Here is an 18448-nt window from a genome sequence, read left to right on the forward strand (position 1 = left end):
GGATGATGCCGGGGTTTATCTGATATGCCCCGGCTGTATTCCGGAATCGTGGTTTTCAGGCATCGCTTCTTTTGGTATGTATAGTTAAGTACAAATTTTAAAATCCTTTATTTTGAAAACGGATTATTCACATAAATCTACCAATGAAGAAATAAGAGCACGGTTTGATAATGACGTGGAACGTTTTTCCAATATCGATACGGGGCAACAGTCCACTATCGATGCACCGGTAACTTTGGAATGGATCACGGAAGCCGCCCGTTATGTAAACCCGGAAGCGGGATACCTGCTGGATATAGGTTGCGGGGCAGGAAACTACAGCCTGAAAATGCTGTCCAAATTACCCGGGCTCCATTGTACGCTTGTCGATCTTTCGGGACCTATGCTCAGGAGAGCCGAAGAGCGTGTAAACGTTATTAATGGCGGACGTACAGTGACTTTGCAGGGGGATATCCGTACGGTAGATCTGCCCGAAGGACACTTCGATATCGTACTGGCCGGTGCAGTGCTCCATCATTTGCGTGAAGATGAGGACTGGGAATACGTCTTTGCCAAAATATTCCGGGCCCTGAAACCCGGAGGTAGTTTCTGGATATCGGATATGGTATCGCACGATTCACCGGCATTGCATACGATGTTCTGGGCAGAATACGGAAATTACCTGGAGCGGCTCGGCGGAAAAGATTACCGGGATAAGGTCTTTGCCTATATCGAGAAAGAAGACAGTCCGCGATCGGTAACCTATCAGGTAGAACTCCTGAGAAAAACAGGGTTCGGAACCGTGGAAATACTACATAAGAACAGTTGCTTCGCAGCTTTCGGAGCTATTAAATAAAAACAGTGAGGATAACTGATGTACGATATCCGTACTGAACAACCCTATTATTGAGGATTTATGAACGTGACAACAAACTACATACCAAAGCTGGAACAGGTTAAGGAAGCCGCAGAAACCCTGAAAGGCGTGGCAGTACTTACCCCCCTGGGAGAAAGTCTTACGTATTCGAGGGTATTCGATGCCAATATATTACTGAAAAGGGAAGATCTGCAGATTGTGAGGTCGTATAAGATCCGCGGGGCTTATAACAAGATCCGTTCGCTGTCTGACCAAGAGAAGGCGAGGGGAATCGTTTGTGCCAGTGCGGGGAATCATGCGCAGGGCGTGGCGATGTCGTGTAACAGGCTGGGGATCAAAGGTACCATTTACATGCCCGTACCCACCCCGAAACAGAAGATCAGCCAGGTAAAAATGTTCGGCGGAGACCAGATCGAGATCGTACTGGAAGGGGATACTTTCGACGATTCCAACAAAGCGGCAATCACCGAATGCAAAAGGCTCGGAAAAACTTTTGTACATCCTTTCGACGATGAAAAAGTAATTGAAGGTCAGGCTACGGTTGGACTGGAAATACTCGAACAGGCTGAAGTGCCGATAGATTATCTTTTTGTTCCCGTAGGGGGAGGAGGTCTCGCTTCCGGAGTTTCTTCCGTGTTCCGGGTACTGTCTCCGGAGACCAAAATTATAGGGGTGGAACCGCAGGGTGCTCCGTCTATGAGTACGTCTCTCCAGCATAATAAAAATACGGAGCTCGGTGAGATCGAAAAATTTGTCGACGGGGCTGCTGTTCAGCGGGTCGGAGACAAGACTTTTGACATCTGTAAACAATTTCTTGACGATATGATAACGGTTCCGGAAGGAAAAGTATGTCAGACCATTTTAGATTTGTACAATCGGGATGCTATAGTGGTCGAACCGGCAGGAGCACTGACTATTTCAGCGCTCGACCAGTACAGGGACGAGATCAAAGGGAAAAATGTCGTTTGCGTGGTGAGCGGAAGCAACAATGATATTACGCGTACGGCCGAGATCAAGGAAAGGGCACTTTTGTACGCTAATCTCAAGCATTATTTTATTGTGCGTTTTCCGCAACGTGCCGGGGCACTCAAAGAATTCGTGGCAGAAATACTCGGGCCTAACGACGATATTACACATTTTCAATACACCAAAAAACACAGCCGGGAAAATGCTCCTGCTGTCGTCGGGATCGAGCTCAAAAGTGAAAAGGATTTACTACCTTTGATAGAGCGGATGAAAGCCCGTCATTTCTACGGAGATTATCTCAACAACAAACCGGATCTGTTCCAGTTTCTGGTGTAAGGGCGTTAACCGAAATATATCCAATTTAACCACAAAACCATACTATACTGATGCAAAGCGTTCAAGAAGAATTCAAACTGAAGAAAACAATACACCAGGATACGTATCTGGCCAATGGAGAGCTCAAAAAATGGGAAGGAAATTATGCCGATGTGTATTCTTCTATACATACGCACAACGACGAAGGAGTATATGGGCCTACATTGCTGGGAACTGTTCCGGACATGGACGAGTCCTCTGCCCTGAGCACTTTACAGGCTGCCTGTGATGCTTACGACAAAGGACAGGGAGCATGGCCCACTATGAAGGTAGTAGACCGTATAGCGTGTATGGAAAAGTTTGTACGGCAGATGAAGACCCGAAGGGAAGAAGTCGTTAAACTCCTGATGTGGGAAATAGGAAAAAACCTGCCGGATTCCGAAAAAGAATTCGATCGTACGGTAGAGTATATCTACGATACTATCGAAGATTACAAACAACTGGACAGGGACAGTGCCCGTTTTGCAAAACACGGCGGTGTTTATGCGCACATACGCCGAGGCCCTCTCGGAGTGGTACTTTGCATGGGACCGTATAACTATCCGCTGAACGAAACATTTGCGTTGCTCATCCCGGCACTGATCATGGGGAATACTGTAGTCTTTAAACCGGCCAAGCACGGTGTACTCCTGATTTCTCCCTTACTGGAAGCCTTCAGAAGCAGCTTTCCCAAGGGAGTGGTCAATATTATCTACGGAAGGGGAAGAGTGGTTGCAGCACCGATTATGAAGACCGGTCGTGTAGATGTACTGGCGCTTATCGGTAACAGCAAATCTGCCATAGCACTACAGGATCAGCATCCGAACAAAAACCGGTTGAGGCTTGTACTCGGTCTGGAAGCCAAGAACCCGGCGATCGTATTACCCGATGCCGATCTGGATCTGGCTATAGAAGAGTGTATTTCCGGAACCCTGTCGTTCAACGGACAACGATGTACGGCGCTGAAAGTATTGTATGTACATGAAGATGTGGTCGAAGAGTTTAATAAGCGGTTTGCCGACCGCGTGGATGCATTGAAATTCGGGAATCCCTGGGAACCCGGTGTTATGCTTACACCGCTACCGGAACCGGGTAAGCCTGATTACATCAGAGCGCTTATGGACGATGCCGTAGCCAAAGGAGCAAAAGTGATCAATAAAAGAGGCGGAGAGCAAAGTGAAAATTATATTTTCCCTCCCGTATTGTACCCCGTCAGTAAAGATGCCAGGGCATACCAGGAAGAACAGTTCGGTCCGCTGATCCCCATATTGTCTTTTAAAAGCATCGAGGAACCGCTCAACGACATGGCAGAATCCAACTACGGGCAACAGGTAAGCCTGTTCGGTCAGAATATAAAAACCCTGGCGCCGCTGATCGATACCCTGGTCAATCTTGTTTGCCGGGTGAACCTGAACAGTTCCTGCCAGCGCGGACCGGATGTTTATCCGTTTACCGGAAGAAAGGATTCTGCGGTCAGTACACTAAGTGTGCACGATGCATTGCGCTCGTTCTCTGTTCGTACTTTCGTCGCTTCCAAGGATAACGAGTATAACCGTGCCATCCTCACGGAGCTGCTGGACAGCAAAGCTTCTAACTTCGTCAATACCGATTATATACTCTGATAAATCGGAGCGTGTATATCTTTTATATCATAAAAAATCCCCGGGTTTTACAAATGTCCCGGGGATATAAAAACAAAACCCGGATACATTATCCGGGTTTCTCTTTGGGAAAGATTTTGGTTAGCTAAATCAAATCTTATATAATAGTAGACTGCCCAAATTCTATGTTTTCCTTATTTACCTGAGTTGTATCTTCCGCATGAAGAATAAAATCGGCAATAAAATCACCCACTTTGTTAGTGCCATACGTGCTGTTTTTATCCAGATCGGGTGTAACTACACCTTTTTCCAGGGATTTTTCCACAGCGTACTGTATGGTTTCTGCTTCCTCTTTCAGGTTAAAATGCTCCAGGAGCATGGCAGCGGAAAGGATAGACGCTACCGGGTTGGCAATATCTTTGCCTTTGGCCTGCGGATAAGACCCGTGTATGGGTTCGAACATGGCAATATCACTTCCTACGGAAGCAGATGCCAGTAACCCTATGGAACCTCCGATGACACTTCCTTCATCGGAAATAATGTCACCGAACATATTTTCTGTAAGAATAACATCAAACTGGCTCGGATTGAGGATGATCTGCATGGCAGCATTGTCTACAAAAAGGAAGTCGAGTTCTACATCAGGGTAGCTTTTTCCTATGGTAGTTACTACTCTTCGCCATAACCTGGAAGTCTCCAGGACATTGGCTTTATCCACGAGTGTCAGTTTGTTTTTTCTGCTGCGTGTAGCTTTAAACGCGAGATGGGCTATACGCTCGATCTCCGCTTCGGAATACTCGCAAAGGTCGGAAGCGATAGTACCGTCTTCACTGATTTTTTTCTCTCCGAAATAGATCCCCCCGGTGAGTTCGCGATAGATAGTGAAATCTGTTCCGGAAATAATATCTTTTTTTAGCGGAGATTTTTCGATGAGGGTAGGGTAGGCTTTAATAGGTCGGATGTTAGTAAAAAGGCCCAGAGATTTTCGCAGTTTTAACAATCCCTGTTCGGGACGTACTTTAGCCTTGGGATCGTTGTCGTATTTGGGATCTCCGATGGCACCGAAAAGTACGGCATCGGATTTTTTGCATACGGCTAAGGTTTCTTCGGGCAAGGGGTCTCCGGTTTTATCTATGGCAATAGCTCCGACCAGGGCTTCTTCAAAATGAAACGTATGGCCAAAAGCATCGGCAACTGCCTGCAAAGATTTCACGGCCTGGACGACCACGTCAGGACCTATGCCGTCTCCCGGTAAAAGTGCGATGTTCAATTTCATATCTGCGTATTTAATTCTTTTTCAAATTCTTCGATCTTATCTTTTTTGCTGATCAGGAAGTCAATGTCGTCATACCCGTTGAGCAGGCACAACTTCTTGTATGCATCGATCTCAAAGGATTCTTTTTTGTCCGAACCTTTAAGAGTGATAAACTGTTCTTCGAGGTTTACCAGTATCTGTGTTTCCGGATCGGATTGTACCGCATCGATAAGGGTTTTCAGATATTCGGGAGAAACCTGTACGGGTAATAAGCCGTTGTTGAGTGCATTTCCCTTGAAAATATCGGCAAAATAGCTCGATACGATCACTTTCAGCCCATAATCTGCAAGTGACCACGCCGCATGTTCACGACTCGATCCGCAGCCGAAATTATTTCCTGCAATGAGGATGCTCCCGCTGTATTTGGGGTCGTTAAGGGCAAAAGACGAATTGAGAGAACCGTCTTTGTTATACCTCCAGTCACGAAAGAGGTTTTCCCCGAAACCAGCCTTGTTGGTCGCTTTCAGGAAGCGGGCCGGGATGATCTGGTCGGTATCGATATTTTCAATGGGCAGAGGAATAGCCTTTGATGTATGTGTCCTGAATTTTTCCATGTCTACTTTTATATGGGCTCCTGGCCCTTTTGCGAAAAATGCACTCTTGCAAGGGCAATGGTTTTCGCTGTTGATGCCGTGATGGCCAATCTTAATGTTATAATTTTTTGTTTAACATCCGGGGCTTCCGGTAATCGGCCCGAAACGCCGGTTCTGCTGTTAGCGATGTACTTTCCGAATCAGACAAGTTCTGCTACTTCTTCTTCATAAGGGGTGGCAATAGCACCTTTTACGGCCGTTGCGGCTGCGATAAGCGGGCTGGCCAGTATGGTACGGGCTCCCTGTCCCTGACGTCCTTCGAAATTCCTGTTGGACGTAGAGACACAGTATTCTCCTTCCGGAATTTTATCGTCGTTCATCGCGAGACATGCAGAACATCCGGGCTGCCGCAATACAAAGCCGGCTTCTTCAAAAACCTGCCTGAGACCTTCTTCTTCAATCTGCCTGGCTACCTGCTGTGAACCGGGGACAATAAGGGCATTGACATTGGCCGCTTTTTGTTTGCCTTTGATATAATCTGCAGCTACCCGGAAATCTTCGATCCGGGAATTGGTACAACTTCCGATAAAGACGTAATTGATCGGTTTACCCAAAAGGCTCTCTCCTTTACGGAAGCCCATATATTGAAGTGATTTTTCGAAAGAGATATCATCCAGTTCCGGGATCTGCCCGTTGATCTTGATCCCCATACCCGGATTGGTACCGTAGGTAACCATAGGTTCGATATCTTCGGCATCAAAAGAATATTCCTGGTCAAACGCCGCACCTTCATCGGTTTTCAGCGTTTTCCAGTAGGCTACTTTTTTCTCGAACTCTTCACCCTTCGGAGCAAATTCTTTACCTTTCACATAAGCAAACGTGGTCTCGTCCGGGGCGATCATTCCGCCGCGGGCCCCCATTTCTATACTCATATTACATACCGTCATCCGCCCTTCCATACTCATGTTCTCAAAAACATCTCCGGCGTATTCGGCGAAGTACCCGGTACCCGAATTGGTTCCGAGCTTGGCAATGACATAAAGGATCACATCCTTTGGAAGCACTCCCTTACGGAGTTTACCGTTGACATTGATCCGCATTTTTTTCGGCTTGCTGAGCAGCAGACACTGACTGGCAAAAACCTGGGCAACCTGGCTGGTTCCTATCCCGAAGGCAATGGTGCCGAAAGCACCGTGGGTGGAAGTATGGCTATCTCCGCAGACCATGGTCATTCCGGGCTGGGTTATTCCGAGTTCGGGGGCCATTACGTGTACGATACCCTGGTATTTGTGTCCGAGACCATAGAGGGTTACCCCGTGTTTTTCACAGTTTTCGGTTAACTGCTGCACCTGGTTTCTCGACAGCGCGTCTTTTATAGGCAGGTGCTGATCCAGTGTGGGGACGTTATGGTCCGCCGTAGCCACGACCTGATCCGGTCTGAAAAGCGGGATATTCCGTTGTTCGAGTTCCGCAAAAGCCTGCGGACTTGTTACTTCGTGTATAAGGTGCTTATCTATATATAATATTTGTGGTCCATTCTCTACAGAATCGACCACATGGCTATCCCAAACTTTATCAAATAATGTCTTCTTCATTCGTTTTTTACTTTAGTTACATGCGTCAGGGCCTTTAAAAGCCCGGAAAATCAGGATGGTGTGCTTTACAAAGATATCGTTAGTTTTTTAGTTTTTGATTTCCCTTAGACGGCTCTGGCTTCTGCTATTTTGCAAACGTGCATAATCTCGTGGATATCCTGGTCCAGGATCTCTTTTTTCCTGTCAGCAAATTTCAGGAATTCCTGGTATACATCATCCAGTTGAAGTTTGGTAAGCTCATAGCCTACCTTCTTGGCCCGGTATGCCAGTGCTGCACGTCCGCTTCTCGCTGTAAGTACTATGGCCGATTCGGTAACTCCCACATCGGCCGGGTCTATAATTTCATAAGTCTCCCTGTTCTTGATCACCCCGTCCTGGTGAATTCCGGAACTGTGTGCAAAAGCATTGGCACCTATGATAGCTTTATTGGGTTGTACGGGCATTCCCATACTTTCCGATACCATACGGCTGGTACTGTACAATAATCTGGAATTGATATTGGTGTCCAGGTCGAGGGTAGGGTGCTGGCGGAGGATCATTACGACTTCTTCCAGCGAAGTGTTCCCGGCCCGCTCGCCAATACCGTTAATGGTACATTCTATTTGTCTGGCCCCGTTGATAACCCCCGAAATAGAGTTGGCGGTAGCCAGTCCGAGGTCGTTATGACAGTGGCAGGAAAGGATGGCATTCTCGATACCTTTTACATGGTCTTTGAGGTATTTTATCTTGGCACCATATTCTTCCGGTAAGCAATATCCGGTCGTATCGGGAATGTTGAGTACAGTGGCACCCGCTGCAATAACAGCTTCACAGACCTGTGCAAGGAAGTCGTTGTCGGTACGTCCGGCGTCTTCGGCATAAAATTCTACATCGTCCACGAAGGTTTTGGCGTAGGCCACGGCAGTAACTGCTCTTTCTATAATTTCTTCACGTGTAGCCTTGAATTTATGGGTGATGTGAGAATCCGAAGTACCTATTCCCGTATGAATACGTGGTCTTTTAGCAAATTTCAGGGCTTCCGCAGCAACTTCTATATCTTTTTTTACTGCCCTGGTGAGTCCGCATACCGTAGCATTTTTCACTATTTTTGCTATCTCGACGACCGATGTAAAATCTCCGGGGCTCGAGATAGGGAATCCGGCCTCTATGACATCCACCCCAAGTTCGTCCAGACGTTCCGCGATTACCAGTTTCTGCTTGGTATTCAGCTTGCATCCGGGCACTTGTTCGCCATCTCTGAGAGTGGTGTCGAAGATTTGTACTTTTTCTTTACTCATGTCAAATTATTAATCTTAATTTTATTTTTCAATACGAATTTATATTTTGCAAATTCAAACAAAGGATTTCGATTGTGGTGCTTTACAATGCTTAACCAAAAAATATAAAACTTAACATTTTGATAATTAGGTTTTTAATATCAGTTTTATTACAATGACAAATGCACAAAAAGATTCGTTGTTTGTTTTGATAAAATCCCTTTCCAAGTCAGAAAAGAGACAATTCAAACTGTATGTGAATCGGTTAGGAGTGAATGCAGATGCCAAATTTCTGGCATTGTTTAACCTTTTCGATAAAATGCATGATTACAATGAAAAGGAAATACTCAAGAGCGGGATAGTAAAAAAGCAACAACTGTCCAATCTCAAAGCGCATTTGTATAAGCAGGTCCTGGTGAGTCTCCGTCTGAACCCGGTAAACCAGAACATCAGGATACAAATACGCGAACAAATGGATTTCGCCACCATTTTATATCACAAGGGATTATACCGGCAAAGCCTTAAAATCCTGGAAAAAGCGAAGCAACTGGCTATAGAGAACGAGGAGAAGAACATCGCTTATGAAATCGTGGAGTTCGAGAAAATTATCGAAACCCAGTATATCACGCGAAGTATGAGTGGCCGTGCAGACGAACTGGCCGTGCAGGCCAAGGAACTGAGTATGCAGAATGTCATTACGAGCAGGCTGTCGAACCTCTCTCTGCAGCTTTACGGTATTTTGCTGAAATCGGGTTATGTAAAAAGCGATGAGGAAAACCAGCGGATCACGGAGTACTTTTATTCCCGTTTGCCTAAATGTAAGCTGGAAGACCTCGGTTTCCGGGAGAAATTATGGCTGTATAAAGCGCATTTGTGGTACAGCTTCCTCACCCAGGATTTTTTGTCGTGTTATAAATATGCCAGTAAGCTGACCGATCTTTTCTATGAGAACGAACAGATGATCTACCTGAACCCGGTATATTACCTGAAAGGGAACAATTACCTGCTCGAATCGCTGTTTATGCTCAAATATAAGACGCAGTTCAAGGCCGTACTCGAACGCCTGGAAAAAACAATAGCTTCGGAGCCCTTTCCGAAAAATGAAAATGTTTCCTCACTTTGTTTTTTATATATATACATCAACAAACTCAACCTGCATTTCGTAGGAGGAACATTCGAGGAGGGGCTTTCTCTGGTCGATGATATTCTGAAGGAGTTAAAGGCTCACCGGGACACCATAGACGAACATCACGTTATGGTCTTTTATTATAAGATCGCCTGTATGTATTTCGGTAACGGGGACAACAGGATGTGCATCAGTTACCTGAAAAAGATTATAGACAATAAGAACCTCACCATGCGGGAAGACCTCATGTGTTTTTCAAGAGTGTTAAGTCTGGTAGCGCACTATGAAGCCGGTATGGATTATCATCTCGATGTACAATTGAAAAGTACATACAAGTTCCTGTTGAAGATGAACGATCTGCATGAGGTGCAAAAGGAGATGATCAAATTCCTGCGAAACCTCGGCAACATTTACCCTCACGAGCTGAAAAAGGAATTTAAAAAACTCCATTCGCGTTTTAAAGAACTCGACAACGATCCCTATGAAAGAAGGGCCTTCCTGTATCTGGATATTATTTCCTGGCTGGAAAGTAAGATCGAGAACAAACCGGTGGGGATCATTATACAGGAGAAAGCTAAAAAACTGGTCCGTTAGCCCTACAGAGACATTAAAAGATTATAAGAGGTAAGACATGACAGATATCCGTGAAGCTTTTGCAGGAGATATTCCCGTTATACAGGAAATAGCGTATGCTACGTGGCCCGAAACATTTAAGGACATCCTTACGGAAGCCCAGATCGCTTATATGCTGGAAATGATGTATAGTACCGAGGCCCTTACCGGGCAATTAGGCAGCGGACATCGCTTCTTCCTGGTTTCGGAAAACGGAGTCGATCTCGGCTTCTGTTCTTGTGAAACGGGATATAAGAACACTCCCAAAACGAAAATACACAAGATATATATTCTTCCGGAGGCGCAGGGGAAGGGTGTAGGAAAACGTTTGATCGCAAAGTGCAGGGAAGTGGCCCTGACCGAAGACGATCGTCAATTGTCGCTCAATGTCAATAAATACAACCGGGCCATTATGTTCTATGAGCACCTGGGATTCCGGAAAACCGCCGAAGAAGTGATCCGGATAGGAGGGGGGTACGTTATGGACGATTTTGTGATGGATTGTGATCTTTTGGTGTAACGATGTTGACGGAAACAGGGAAAGAGTAATACTAAAAAAACAGAAAGCCCCGTATCTTCTGACCGGAGCTTTCTGTTTAATTAATTCTACGGATGATTATTTTTTATTCTTCCATGGTGTGATATACGTTCTGTACATCATCGTCATCTTCGATTTTTTCAAGCAATTTCTCAATATCGGCTACCTGTTCCTCATCGAGTTTTTTGGTGACCTGCGGAATTCTCTCGAACCCCGAAGACAGGATCTCGATATGACGTCCTTCCAGCTCCTTCTGGATAGCTCCGAAACTTTCGAAAGGTGCGTAAATGAGGATACCGTCTTCATCCATAAAGACTTCTTCAGCGCCGAAATCGATCATTTCCAGTTCCAGTTCCTCTATTTCTATGCCTTCGGCGTTGATGCGGAAGTTACAGGTGTGATCGAACATAAATTCTACGGAGCCACTGGTACCGAGACTGCCGTTACATTTATTGAAATAGCTCCGGATATTGGCAACAGTCCGGTTGTTATTGTCCGTAGCCGCTTCTACGAGAACGGCTATACCATGGGGGCCATATCCTTCGAAAAGTACTTCCTTAAAATTTTCCGTATTCTTATCGGAAGCTCTTTTAATGGCACGCTCGATATTGTCTTTCGGCATGTTGGCCGTCTTGGCATTCTGTATGATGGCGCGAAGGCGTGCATTGGTCTCCGGACTGGGGCCGCCCTCTTTAACAGCTATTACGATATCTTTACCAATACGGGTAAAGGTTTTGGCCATAGCGCCCCACCTTTTTAACTTCCGTGCTTTTCTGAACTCAAAAGCTCTTCCCATAAATATAATACGTTATTTTAAGTTATCTACTTTGTTGTATATTACAAAAATATAAAGTTCGCCGATATTGTCCAATTAATTTGATGATTGTAAGCATACGATTCGACTCAATGCCTGTCCGGAGTATGGCTTTAGGACCTCCGACAACTCCGAACGATCAGCGAAGGACAGAACTTTTTATTACATCCGCTACGGCGACCTGGTATTGCTCCGGCAATTTATTGTCTTTGGGTAATACGGCCAGAAACCTGTCGGTATTCCTGGTATAAACATTCTTGAACAATGGTTTTTCATAACCGAGTTCTTCGGTAATTTCACGAATAAATTCGTCGTGGTGAATGAGGTCATTGCTTCCCGGATGGTAAATCCCCGATTTGTACCTGTTCAGCAAGTAGTGGATTTGTCGTGCTACGAGATCTGCAGCAGTAACATTCATCACCAGGTCCGGAAAAACTTCGTAGGCCTCATGATGCTGAAGAAACTGTTTCAGTTCGTTCAGTCTCGGGGAATTATTGCCAAAGACCATGGGCAGGCGCACGATGACGTATTGCCATACCGGCAGGCGCAATAACATATTCTCTATTTTTATTTTAAAACGTCCGTATATGCTTTCCGATAAGGTTTTGTCGTATTCGTATGATGGAAAATTACTGAAGGCATCAAATACGTTGGCCGAGGAGAGAAAGATCACCCTGATATCTCTTTTGGTAATTATGGTCATGATCTCCTGGTGAAGTTCGATCTGCTCCTGAAAATTTCCACGGATAGCCGATATGATACAGCTGGGTTTTACAGCCTGGATAATCGATTCTATGGGGTCGGTGTCTACGTTAAAGTAACAGAAATGCTGGTTGTCTGCAAACGAAGTATTGGTGAAGTAGGTCCCATAGGTGTCATAATACGGGCAAAGTTCCCTGTAGATATGACCTCCGAGGAACCCGCTGGCACCTAATATTAATATTCGCTTCTTCACGGTAACTTCTTTATCCCTTAAAATATAGACAATCCGGTTTTGGTGGTAAACATTTCCAGCGCCTTCATGCCCAATAGTGAATTTCCCTTTTCGTTAAGACCGGGCGACCAGGTGACCATACAGTACTTTTCGGGATGTATGGCAACGATTCCTCCTCCTACGCCGCTTTTTCCGGGGAGTCCTACCTCGAAAGCGAATTCCCCGGCTTCGTCATAAAACCCGCAGGTAAGCATAATAGCATTAATTCTTTTGGCCTGACTGGGGGTCAGGAATGTTTTTCCTGTTGCGTTTTTCCCGGAATTGGTAAACATGTAAAAGGTGCGTGCCAGTTGCTTGCACGTCATGGAGAGCGAACATTGATAATAGTAAAAATCAAGGACGTCATCCACCTTGTTATTCATATTCCCGAAAGATTTCAACAGGTTGGCGGCGGCTGCATTGCGAAATCCCGTGGCTTTTTCGGAACGGGCTACGGACTCATTATACGTAATGGAATCGTCTTCTGCAAGTTCGCGGATATAATTCAGAAAATCTCTCTTCGGATCTTCGAGATGTGAAAGGAGTATATCGCTTACTACGATAGCACCCGCATTGATAAACGGGTTTCGCGGAATCCCTTTTTCGAGTTCGAGTAAAGACAAAAAGTTGAAAGGGTTCCCCGAAGGTTCCACATCTACGCGTTTCCAGAGATCAGCACCCGTAAAATTAAGGGCTTTGGCCAAAGACAATACTTTGGAAATACTCTGTATGGAAAACGGAATATCAAAATCTCCCGTACCGTATTCTTCCTTGTTCCAGGTTAGGAGGTACAATCCCAGACGATCCGGACTTATCTTTTCAAGTTCGGGGATGTAAGAGGGGACGGTACCTTTGTCCGGCACGTTTTTTAACGCGTCGTGAATTTCTTCCAGGATGTTCTGATATTCCATTTTCTTTTTCAGTATTGCAGCATTATTTTAATGCAGATTCTACCCCTGAACCGAAAATGTATTTGTACCATTTTCAGGCTTTCCGGGAGTTTTACTTTTTGTAAAAAGGCAATTTGACCACGGTTGCCGGGACGGCCTTTTTCCTGATCTGTATGTGTACGGTACTTCCCGGTGAGGCCAGTGCTACAGGTACATAGCCCATCCCGATACCTTTACCGAGGGAAGGAGACATGGTACCACTGGTTACATTCCCTATGGTTTTACCGGTTTCATCTGCGATGAGATAACCTTGTCTCGGAATACCTTTCTCGGTGAGTTCAAAAGCGACGAGTTTACGGGATACGCCATTTTCTTTTTGTTCTTTAAGCGCCTCGGCATTGACAAAATCTTTGGTGAATTTGGTGATCCACCCCAGTCCGGCTTCAATGGGCGATGTGCTGTCGTCGATATCATTACCGTAAAGACAGTATCCCATTTCCAATCGCAATGTGTCTCTTGCCGCCAGTCCTATAGGCTTGATACCAAAATCGGCACCGGCTTCAAAAACCTTATCCCATACCTTCCCGGCATCTTCATTTTTGCAATAGATCTCAAAACCACCACTGCCGGTATATCCCGTAGCGGAAATAATAATGTCGTTTACCCCCGCGAAGGTGCCGGTCTCAAAACTGTAAAAAGGAATGGCAGACAGGTCGGTATCGGTCAGCGATTGCATAGCCTCGACAGCCTTTGGTCCCTGAATGGCAAGCAGCGAATAATTGTCCGATACATTTTCCATATCCACACCGAAGATATTCTGAGACGATATCCATTCCCAGTCCTTCTCGATATTGGAAGCATTCACGACCAGAAGATATTCGTTTTCCGCCATTTTATAAATGATCAGGTCATCAATAATACCGCCTTTTTCATTGGGCATACAGCTGTACTGTGCTTTCCCGATGGTGAGTTTCGAAGCATCGTTGGTAGTTACTTTCTGGATAAGGTCGAGTGCCTTTTCTCCACGAAGAAAAAATTCTCCCATGTGACTGACATCAAAGACGCCTACAGCATTTCGTACAGTTTCGTGCTCGGCATTCACACCTTCGTATTGAACGGGCATGTTATAACCGGCAAAAGGAACCATCTTGGCTCCAAGGTCAATATGTACATCGGTAAGTGCAGTATTTTTCATAGTATCGAACAATATATAATAGTGTTAGTGTAAACTGATTTTTTCAAATGTATTTGCGGTCAGTCGGGTTTACAGCACGGTTTTCCCGAAAAACGCTGCTAAAATATTCAAAAAATGGGGAGTAGTAAAAGAAAGTAAGGAAGAATGTGAAACGGAAAGTGTGACTTGCCCGTATAAGCCGTACCGGAATGCTTCGAGTCTTACTGATCACAGTTTATAAGGCAGAGACACCGGTAAGTGCTGTTCATAAAAAAGGATTGCATAACTGTGCAATCCTTTATGCTATGGGTAACCGGTCTCAGAATTCGAAATTAAATCCTTTATCGGTAAGTTTTTCATAAATGCCCGGATCAAACTTATAGAGTTGAGCCGCTCTGTGCGATACATCCGTTTCTTTCTCGTCTAAAGGCACCAGGAGTTTCATGCGTAAAAATTTCCGGCGAAAATTGGGTTTATCCATTTCCACTTCCAGGATCTCTTCATAAAGATGCATGAGTTGAAGTAAGGTAAACTTCTCAGGAAGAAGGTTGAACCCGACCGGGGCCTGGCGTACTCTTCTTTTCAGCCGTTTGAGACTGATTTCGAGGATGTCGGCATGATCGTATATGAGTTCGGGAACTTCTTTGACCTTATACCATTTTACCGCAGAAGCCGTGAAACCCGGGGTCAGCCTGTAATCTTCCTTTTTGATCAGTGCATAGTATCCTATGGTTATAACCCGGCTTAGCGGGAACCGCTCCGGACTACCGAATGCTTTCAGCTGTTCGAGATAAATGTTGTCTATTCCTGTAAGCTCTCTCAGCAGACGGTATGCAGCGTCGTCGATACTTTCATCCTTTTTTATCCATCCGCCGGGAAGTCCCCATTTTCCTTTACTGATACCATCGGCATGCTGAACCAACAGCACTTCGAGAGTACCTTCATTAAATCCGAATATAGTGCAATCAATCGTTACGGCATTCACAACATCTTCACTGCCTACCTCTTTTATAGATACGGAGTCAATGGTCTTTTTATTCATTTATAACCTTTTTATTTTAATTAAGCTGTACGCCCGAACCAAACAGGCCGTAAAGTTCATGTTTTTCCTGATAAGAGTAAAGAGGGAGGAAGACAATTATCAATAGAGCATAAATATCTCATTTTTTTGGTAATTACAAAAATTATATTAAAAAATATTGCAGTATTCAGAATAGTTGAGTATTCTTGTAGTCATTTGCACTATAATTGTATTCCGGGATATTATATTGGACTTCAGTCTCTTAATTTAACGGTTTTGTTATCGGGGGAAAAGTTACAATGATCCCATAGGCATGTTATACTGTGCTATTTAATGTTTTATTCTGCATCAACCCAATCAAAAGGACCAATGAAAAATCTACACCGGAGTATCCTGTTTATCTTCATGACAGTACTGAGTTTTTCTGCTACGGCACAGTTACAGCATAACGGCATACTCAATGAACCACCTGATATTAGCAAGGATTTCGAAGACTACCGGAATACCTTTTATTTAGCCGACGAACTGGCTTCTTTTGATCCTGTTACAGCTACCGGGACCGTAAAGTATAACCGCCATAACCTCGCCACCCGGCAGGCATTCAACAATATGTTATCGAGATTGGTGAAGGCCGAAGCCAATGAATTCCCGACTACGGAGTATGCTGTTTCGCCCGAGCTGCCTTTCCGTATTCAGTTTGTTTCGGAACGTACTATCCGTATACGGATGAGTTCGGGACCGCAGTTTCGTGACGAAGAGCCATCACTCATGCTTGTAGACGGTACGGCACCGTCCGATAGAAAGTCCTGGAACTATACGGCGATAACCGGCGGACATCGTTATACGAGCAGGTTCGGGAAGGTGGAAATTATGGAAAATCCCTGGCATGTAGGCGTTTATGATGCTTCCGGAAAATTACTCACTTCGACCTTGCACTCCAGGGATGTAAAAAATACGTACACTCCCGTTACGCCATTTTCGTTTATACGCCGGGCAGAAGATTATTCCCGGAGTATGGCTGCCGTATTCTCCTTATCGCCCGACGAAAAAATATTCGGTTGCGGAGAGTCATTCACTCAATTCAATAAAAGAGGACAAAAAGTGATCCTGTGGACAGACGATGCCAACGGCGTACAAAACGAGACCATGTACAAGCCCGTTCCGTTTTATATGAGCAGCAGGGGTTATGGTATTTTTATGCACCACTCCACACCGATAACGGTGGACTTCGGTAAATACTTTAATGCCGCCAATGCGATGATGATCGGAGATGATGAAGCTGATCTTTTTCTTTTTATAGGGGACCCCAAAGCTATTCTCGGTGAATACACTGCACTGACCGGTAAGGCAGAAATGCCTCCGTTGTGGTCTTTTGGTTTCTGGATGAGCCGCATAACCTATTTTTCAGAAAAGGAAGGAAGGGCGGTGGCCAAAAACCTGCGAAAACATAAAATACCCAGTGATGTCATCCACTTCGATACCGGGTGGTTTGATGTGGACTGGCGAAATAATTATCAATTTGCCCGGGATCGTTTTGACAATGCCGGAAAAATGATTGCCGATATGCAAAAAGACGGCTTTCAGGTATGTCTTTGGCAGCTTCCTTATTTTACCCCACAGAATACATTGTTTCCCGAGATCGTGGAACAGGGCCTGGCCGTAAAAGACCGCAAGGGAAATATCCCTTATGAAGATGCGGTTCTGGATTTTTCGAATCCGGAAACGGTACGCTGGTACCAGGACAAAATAGCAGGACTCCTCCGTCAAGGGGTAGGTGTTATCAAAGTGGATTTTGGAGAGGCTGCCCCGGCATCGGGGTTATACCATTCCGGAAGAACAGGGTTTTACGAGCACAATCTTTACCCGTTGCGATACAATAAGGCCGTTGCTGAAATTACAAAAAAAGAAAAAGGATATAGCCTGATATGGGCCCGGAGCACCTGGGCCGGAAGCCAGCGTTATCCGCTGCACTGGGGCGGGGATGCCGCAACGACCAATACGGCTATGGCCGCGACATTGCGGGGTGGGCTTTCGCTGGGTTTGAGCGGATTTACCTTCTGGAGCCATGATGTGGGCGGATTTGTAACGAAGTCACCGGAAGACCTGTACCGCAGGTGGACCCCTTTCGGAATGCTTACCTCACATGTGCGGAGTCACGGTGAGCCTCCTACGGAACCGTGGGAATACAGTAAAGAGTTTCTCGATGACTTCAGGGCTGCCGATAATATGCGTTACCGACTTATGCCTTACATCTATGCCCAGGCCAGACACAGCTCAGAGAATGGATTGCCCATGCTGCGTGCGATGTTTGTCGAATTCCCGGACGACCCGGGCTCATGGCTGATAGACGATCAGTATCTTTTCGGATCATCGCTGCTCGTTGCCCCGTTATTCGAGGATCTCACAGCGCGAAATGTTTACCTCCCGCCCGGGAAATGGATCGATTACCAGACCCGACAGGTTTACGAAGGCGGTTGGCACCGTATAGCACCGGGGGCAGTTCCGATTGTCGTATTGGTGAGGGATGAGACTGTTTTGCCACATATAGCTCTGGCCCAATCTACAAAGGATATGGATTGGAGCCGGATAAAACTCAATGTGTTCAGTACGACGGGAAAAGCTTCGGGAATTATACACAGGCCGGGAGATACTCGTATTCATGATATAAAGGTCGCTGAGGATGAGGGCAAATTCCGGCTTAAAACCGATCCATACAGAGGAAAGGTGCAGTTTGAGATCAGCAATTGATTGTCGGTACCATAGCCGGAGGGATTTAGTCGTTTCGTTTTTTGGTTCGAAGTTTGTGGGACAACAACCTGAGATA

At 45.4% G+C, this 18448-nt stretch carries 15 protein-coding genes; 6 read left to right on the plus strand and 9 right to left on the minus strand.

Going from position 1 to position 18448, the window contains the following annotated elements; translation table 11 throughout:
• Positions 1–112 precede the first annotated feature (112 nt).
• The 3 genes from BT112_RS08500 to BT112_RS08510 are packed head-to-tail and all read left to right on the plus strand — an operon-like array spanning position 113 to position 3798.
• Positions 113–835: a class I SAM-dependent methyltransferase gene (locus tag BT112_RS08500; RefSeq protein WP_072316947.1), complete on the plus strand. Its 723-nt coding sequence runs from the start codon at positions 113–115 to the stop codon at positions 833–835.
• A gap of 60 nt (positions 836–895) precedes the next feature.
• On the plus strand, positions 896–2158 hold the full coding sequence (ilvA, locus tag BT112_RS08505) for a threonine ammonia-lyase IlvA (protein WP_072316948.1): 1263 nt from the start codon (positions 896–898) through the stop codon (positions 2156–2158).
• Positions 2159–2208: 50 nt separating this feature from the next.
• Positions 2209–3798: an NADP-dependent glyceraldehyde-3-phosphate dehydrogenase gene (locus BT112_RS08510; protein WP_072316949.1), complete on the plus strand. Its 1590-nt coding sequence runs from the start codon at positions 2209–2211 to the stop codon at positions 3796–3798.
• Between the two features lie 136 nt (positions 3799–3934).
• On the opposite strand, the gene leuB is transcribed toward BT112_RS08510, so the two are convergent.
• The 4 genes from leuB to BT112_RS08530 all read right to left on the minus strand — a co-directional run bounded on the left by leuB (position 3935) and on the right by BT112_RS08530 (position 8497).
• Positions 3935–5053, minus strand: a complete 1119-nt coding sequence (gene leuB, locus BT112_RS08515; RefSeq protein ID WP_072316950.1) for a 3-isopropylmalate dehydrogenase — start codon at positions 5051–5053, stop codon at positions 3935–3937.
• Positions 5050–5646: a 3-isopropylmalate dehydratase small subunit gene (gene leuD, locus BT112_RS08520; protein ID WP_072316951.1), complete on the minus strand. Its 597-nt coding sequence runs from the start codon at positions 5644–5646 to the stop codon at positions 5050–5052. Before leuD ends, leuB begins: the two co-directional genes overlap by 4 nt.
• Before the next feature lie 179 nt (positions 5647–5825).
• Positions 5826–7220, minus strand: a complete 1395-nt coding sequence (leuC, locus tag BT112_RS08525) for a 3-isopropylmalate dehydratase large subunit (RefSeq protein WP_072316952.1) — start codon at positions 7218–7220, stop codon at positions 5826–5828.
• A 104-nt stretch (positions 7221–7324) separates the two neighbouring features.
• Positions 7325–8497: a 2-isopropylmalate synthase gene (locus BT112_RS08530; protein ID WP_072316953.1), complete on the minus strand. Its 1173-nt coding sequence runs from the start codon at positions 8495–8497 to the stop codon at positions 7325–7327.
• A 154-nt stretch (positions 8498–8651) separates the two neighbouring features.
• On the opposite strand from BT112_RS08530, the gene BT112_RS08535 reads away from it, so the two are divergent.
• Both BT112_RS08535 and BT112_RS08540 read left to right on the plus strand, forming a co-directional pair.
• A complete protein-coding gene (locus tag BT112_RS08535) occupies positions 8652–10196 on the plus strand; it encodes a hypothetical protein (RefSeq protein ID WP_072316954.1) in 1545 nt (514 codons plus the stop codon).
• A 37-nt stretch (positions 10197–10233) separates the two neighbouring features.
• Positions 10234–10734, plus strand: a complete 501-nt coding sequence (locus BT112_RS08540; protein ID WP_072316955.1) for a GNAT family N-acetyltransferase — start codon at positions 10234–10236, stop codon at positions 10732–10734.
• Between the two features lie 103 nt (positions 10735–10837).
• Here the strand turns inward: BT112_RS08540 and BT112_RS08545 are convergent, their stop codons facing one another.
• The 5 genes from BT112_RS08545 to BT112_RS08565 all read right to left on the minus strand — a co-directional run bounded on the left by BT112_RS08545 (position 10838) and on the right by BT112_RS08565 (position 15645).
• Complete coding sequence (locus BT112_RS08545) at positions 10838–11548, minus strand: YebC/PmpR family DNA-binding transcriptional regulator (RefSeq protein WP_072316956.1); 711 nt, start codon at positions 11546–11548, stop codon at positions 10838–10840.
• 157 nt (positions 11549–11705) lie between these two features.
• Positions 11706–12521: a sugar nucleotide-binding protein gene (locus BT112_RS08550; protein ID WP_072316957.1), complete on the minus strand. Its 816-nt coding sequence runs from the start codon at positions 12519–12521 to the stop codon at positions 11706–11708.
• Positions 12522–12538: 17 nt separating this feature from the next.
• Positions 12539–13450, minus strand: coding sequence for a glutaminase (locus BT112_RS08555; protein WP_072316958.1), 912 nt, complete (start codon positions 13448–13450; stop codon positions 12539–12541).
• A 91-nt stretch (positions 13451–13541) separates the two neighbouring features.
• Positions 13542–14624: a glycine cleavage system aminomethyltransferase GcvT gene (gene gcvT / locus BT112_RS08560; protein WP_072317090.1), complete on the minus strand. Its 1083-nt coding sequence runs from the start codon at positions 14622–14624 to the stop codon at positions 13542–13544.
• A gap of 298 nt (positions 14625–14922) precedes the next feature.
• Positions 14923–15645: an NUDIX hydrolase gene (locus tag BT112_RS08565; protein ID WP_072316959.1), complete on the minus strand. Its 723-nt coding sequence runs from the start codon at positions 15643–15645 to the stop codon at positions 14923–14925.
• 348 nt (positions 15646–15993) lie between these two features.
• On the opposite strand from BT112_RS08565, the gene BT112_RS08570 reads away from it, so the two are divergent.
• Positions 15994–18372, plus strand: coding sequence for a glycoside hydrolase family 31 protein (locus BT112_RS08570; protein ID WP_072316960.1), 2379 nt, complete (start codon positions 15994–15996; stop codon positions 18370–18372).
• Positions 18373–18448 lie beyond the last annotated feature (76 nt).

The organism is Sinomicrobium oceani, from assembly GCF_900119185.1.
Taxonomy (GTDB): Bacteria; Bacteroidota; Bacteroidia; order Flavobacteriales; family Flavobacteriaceae; genus Sinomicrobium; species Sinomicrobium oceani.

What these genes read in the sequence shown, in the direction of transcription:
- ilvA (WP_072316948.1), top strand. Translation starts at nt 896, where the DNA reads ATGAACGTGACAACAAACTACATACCAAAGCTGGAACAGGTTAAGGAA.
- BT112_RS08510 (WP_072316949.1), top strand. Translation starts at nt 2,209, where the DNA reads ATGCAAAGCGTTCAAGAAGAATTCAAACTGAAGAAAACAATACACCAG.
- leuB (WP_072316950.1), bottom strand. Translation starts at nt 5,053, where the DNA reads ATGAAATTGAACATCGCACTTTTACCGGGAGACGGCATAGGTCCTGAC.
- leuD (WP_072316951.1), bottom strand. Translation starts at nt 5,646, where the DNA reads ATGGAAAAATTCAGGACACATACATCAAAGGCTATTCCTCTGCCCATT.
- leuC (WP_072316952.1), bottom strand. Translation starts at nt 7,220, where the DNA reads ATGAAGAAGACATTATTTGATAAAGTTTGGGATAGCCATGTGGTCGAT.
- BT112_RS08530 (WP_072316953.1), bottom strand. Translation starts at nt 8,497, where the DNA reads ATGAGTAAAGAAAAAGTACAAATCTTCGACACCACTCTCAGAGATGGC.
- BT112_RS08535 (WP_072316954.1), top strand. Translation starts at nt 8,652, where the DNA reads ATGACAAATGCACAAAAAGATTCGTTGTTTGTTTTGATAAAATCCCTT.
- BT112_RS08540 (WP_072316955.1), top strand. Translation starts at nt 10,234, where the DNA reads ATGACAGATATCCGTGAAGCTTTTGCAGGAGATATTCCCGTTATACAG.
- BT112_RS08545 (WP_072316956.1), bottom strand. Translation starts at nt 11,548, where the DNA reads ATGGGAAGAGCTTTTGAGTTCAGAAAAGCACGGAAGTTAAAAAGGTGG.
- BT112_RS08555 (WP_072316958.1), bottom strand. Translation starts at nt 13,450, where the DNA reads ATGGAATATCAGAACATCCTGGAAGAAATTCACGACGCGTTAAAAAAC.
- gcvT (WP_072317090.1), bottom strand. Translation starts at nt 14,624, where the DNA reads ATGAAAAATACTGCACTTACCGATGTACATATTGACCTTGGAGCCAAG.
- BT112_RS08565 (WP_072316959.1), bottom strand. Translation starts at nt 15,645, where the DNA reads ATGAATAAAAAGACCATTGACTCCGTATCTATAAAAGAGGTAGGCAGT.
- BT112_RS08570 (WP_072316960.1), top strand. Translation starts at nt 15,994, where the DNA reads ATGAAAAATCTACACCGGAGTATCCTGTTTATCTTCATGACAGTACTG.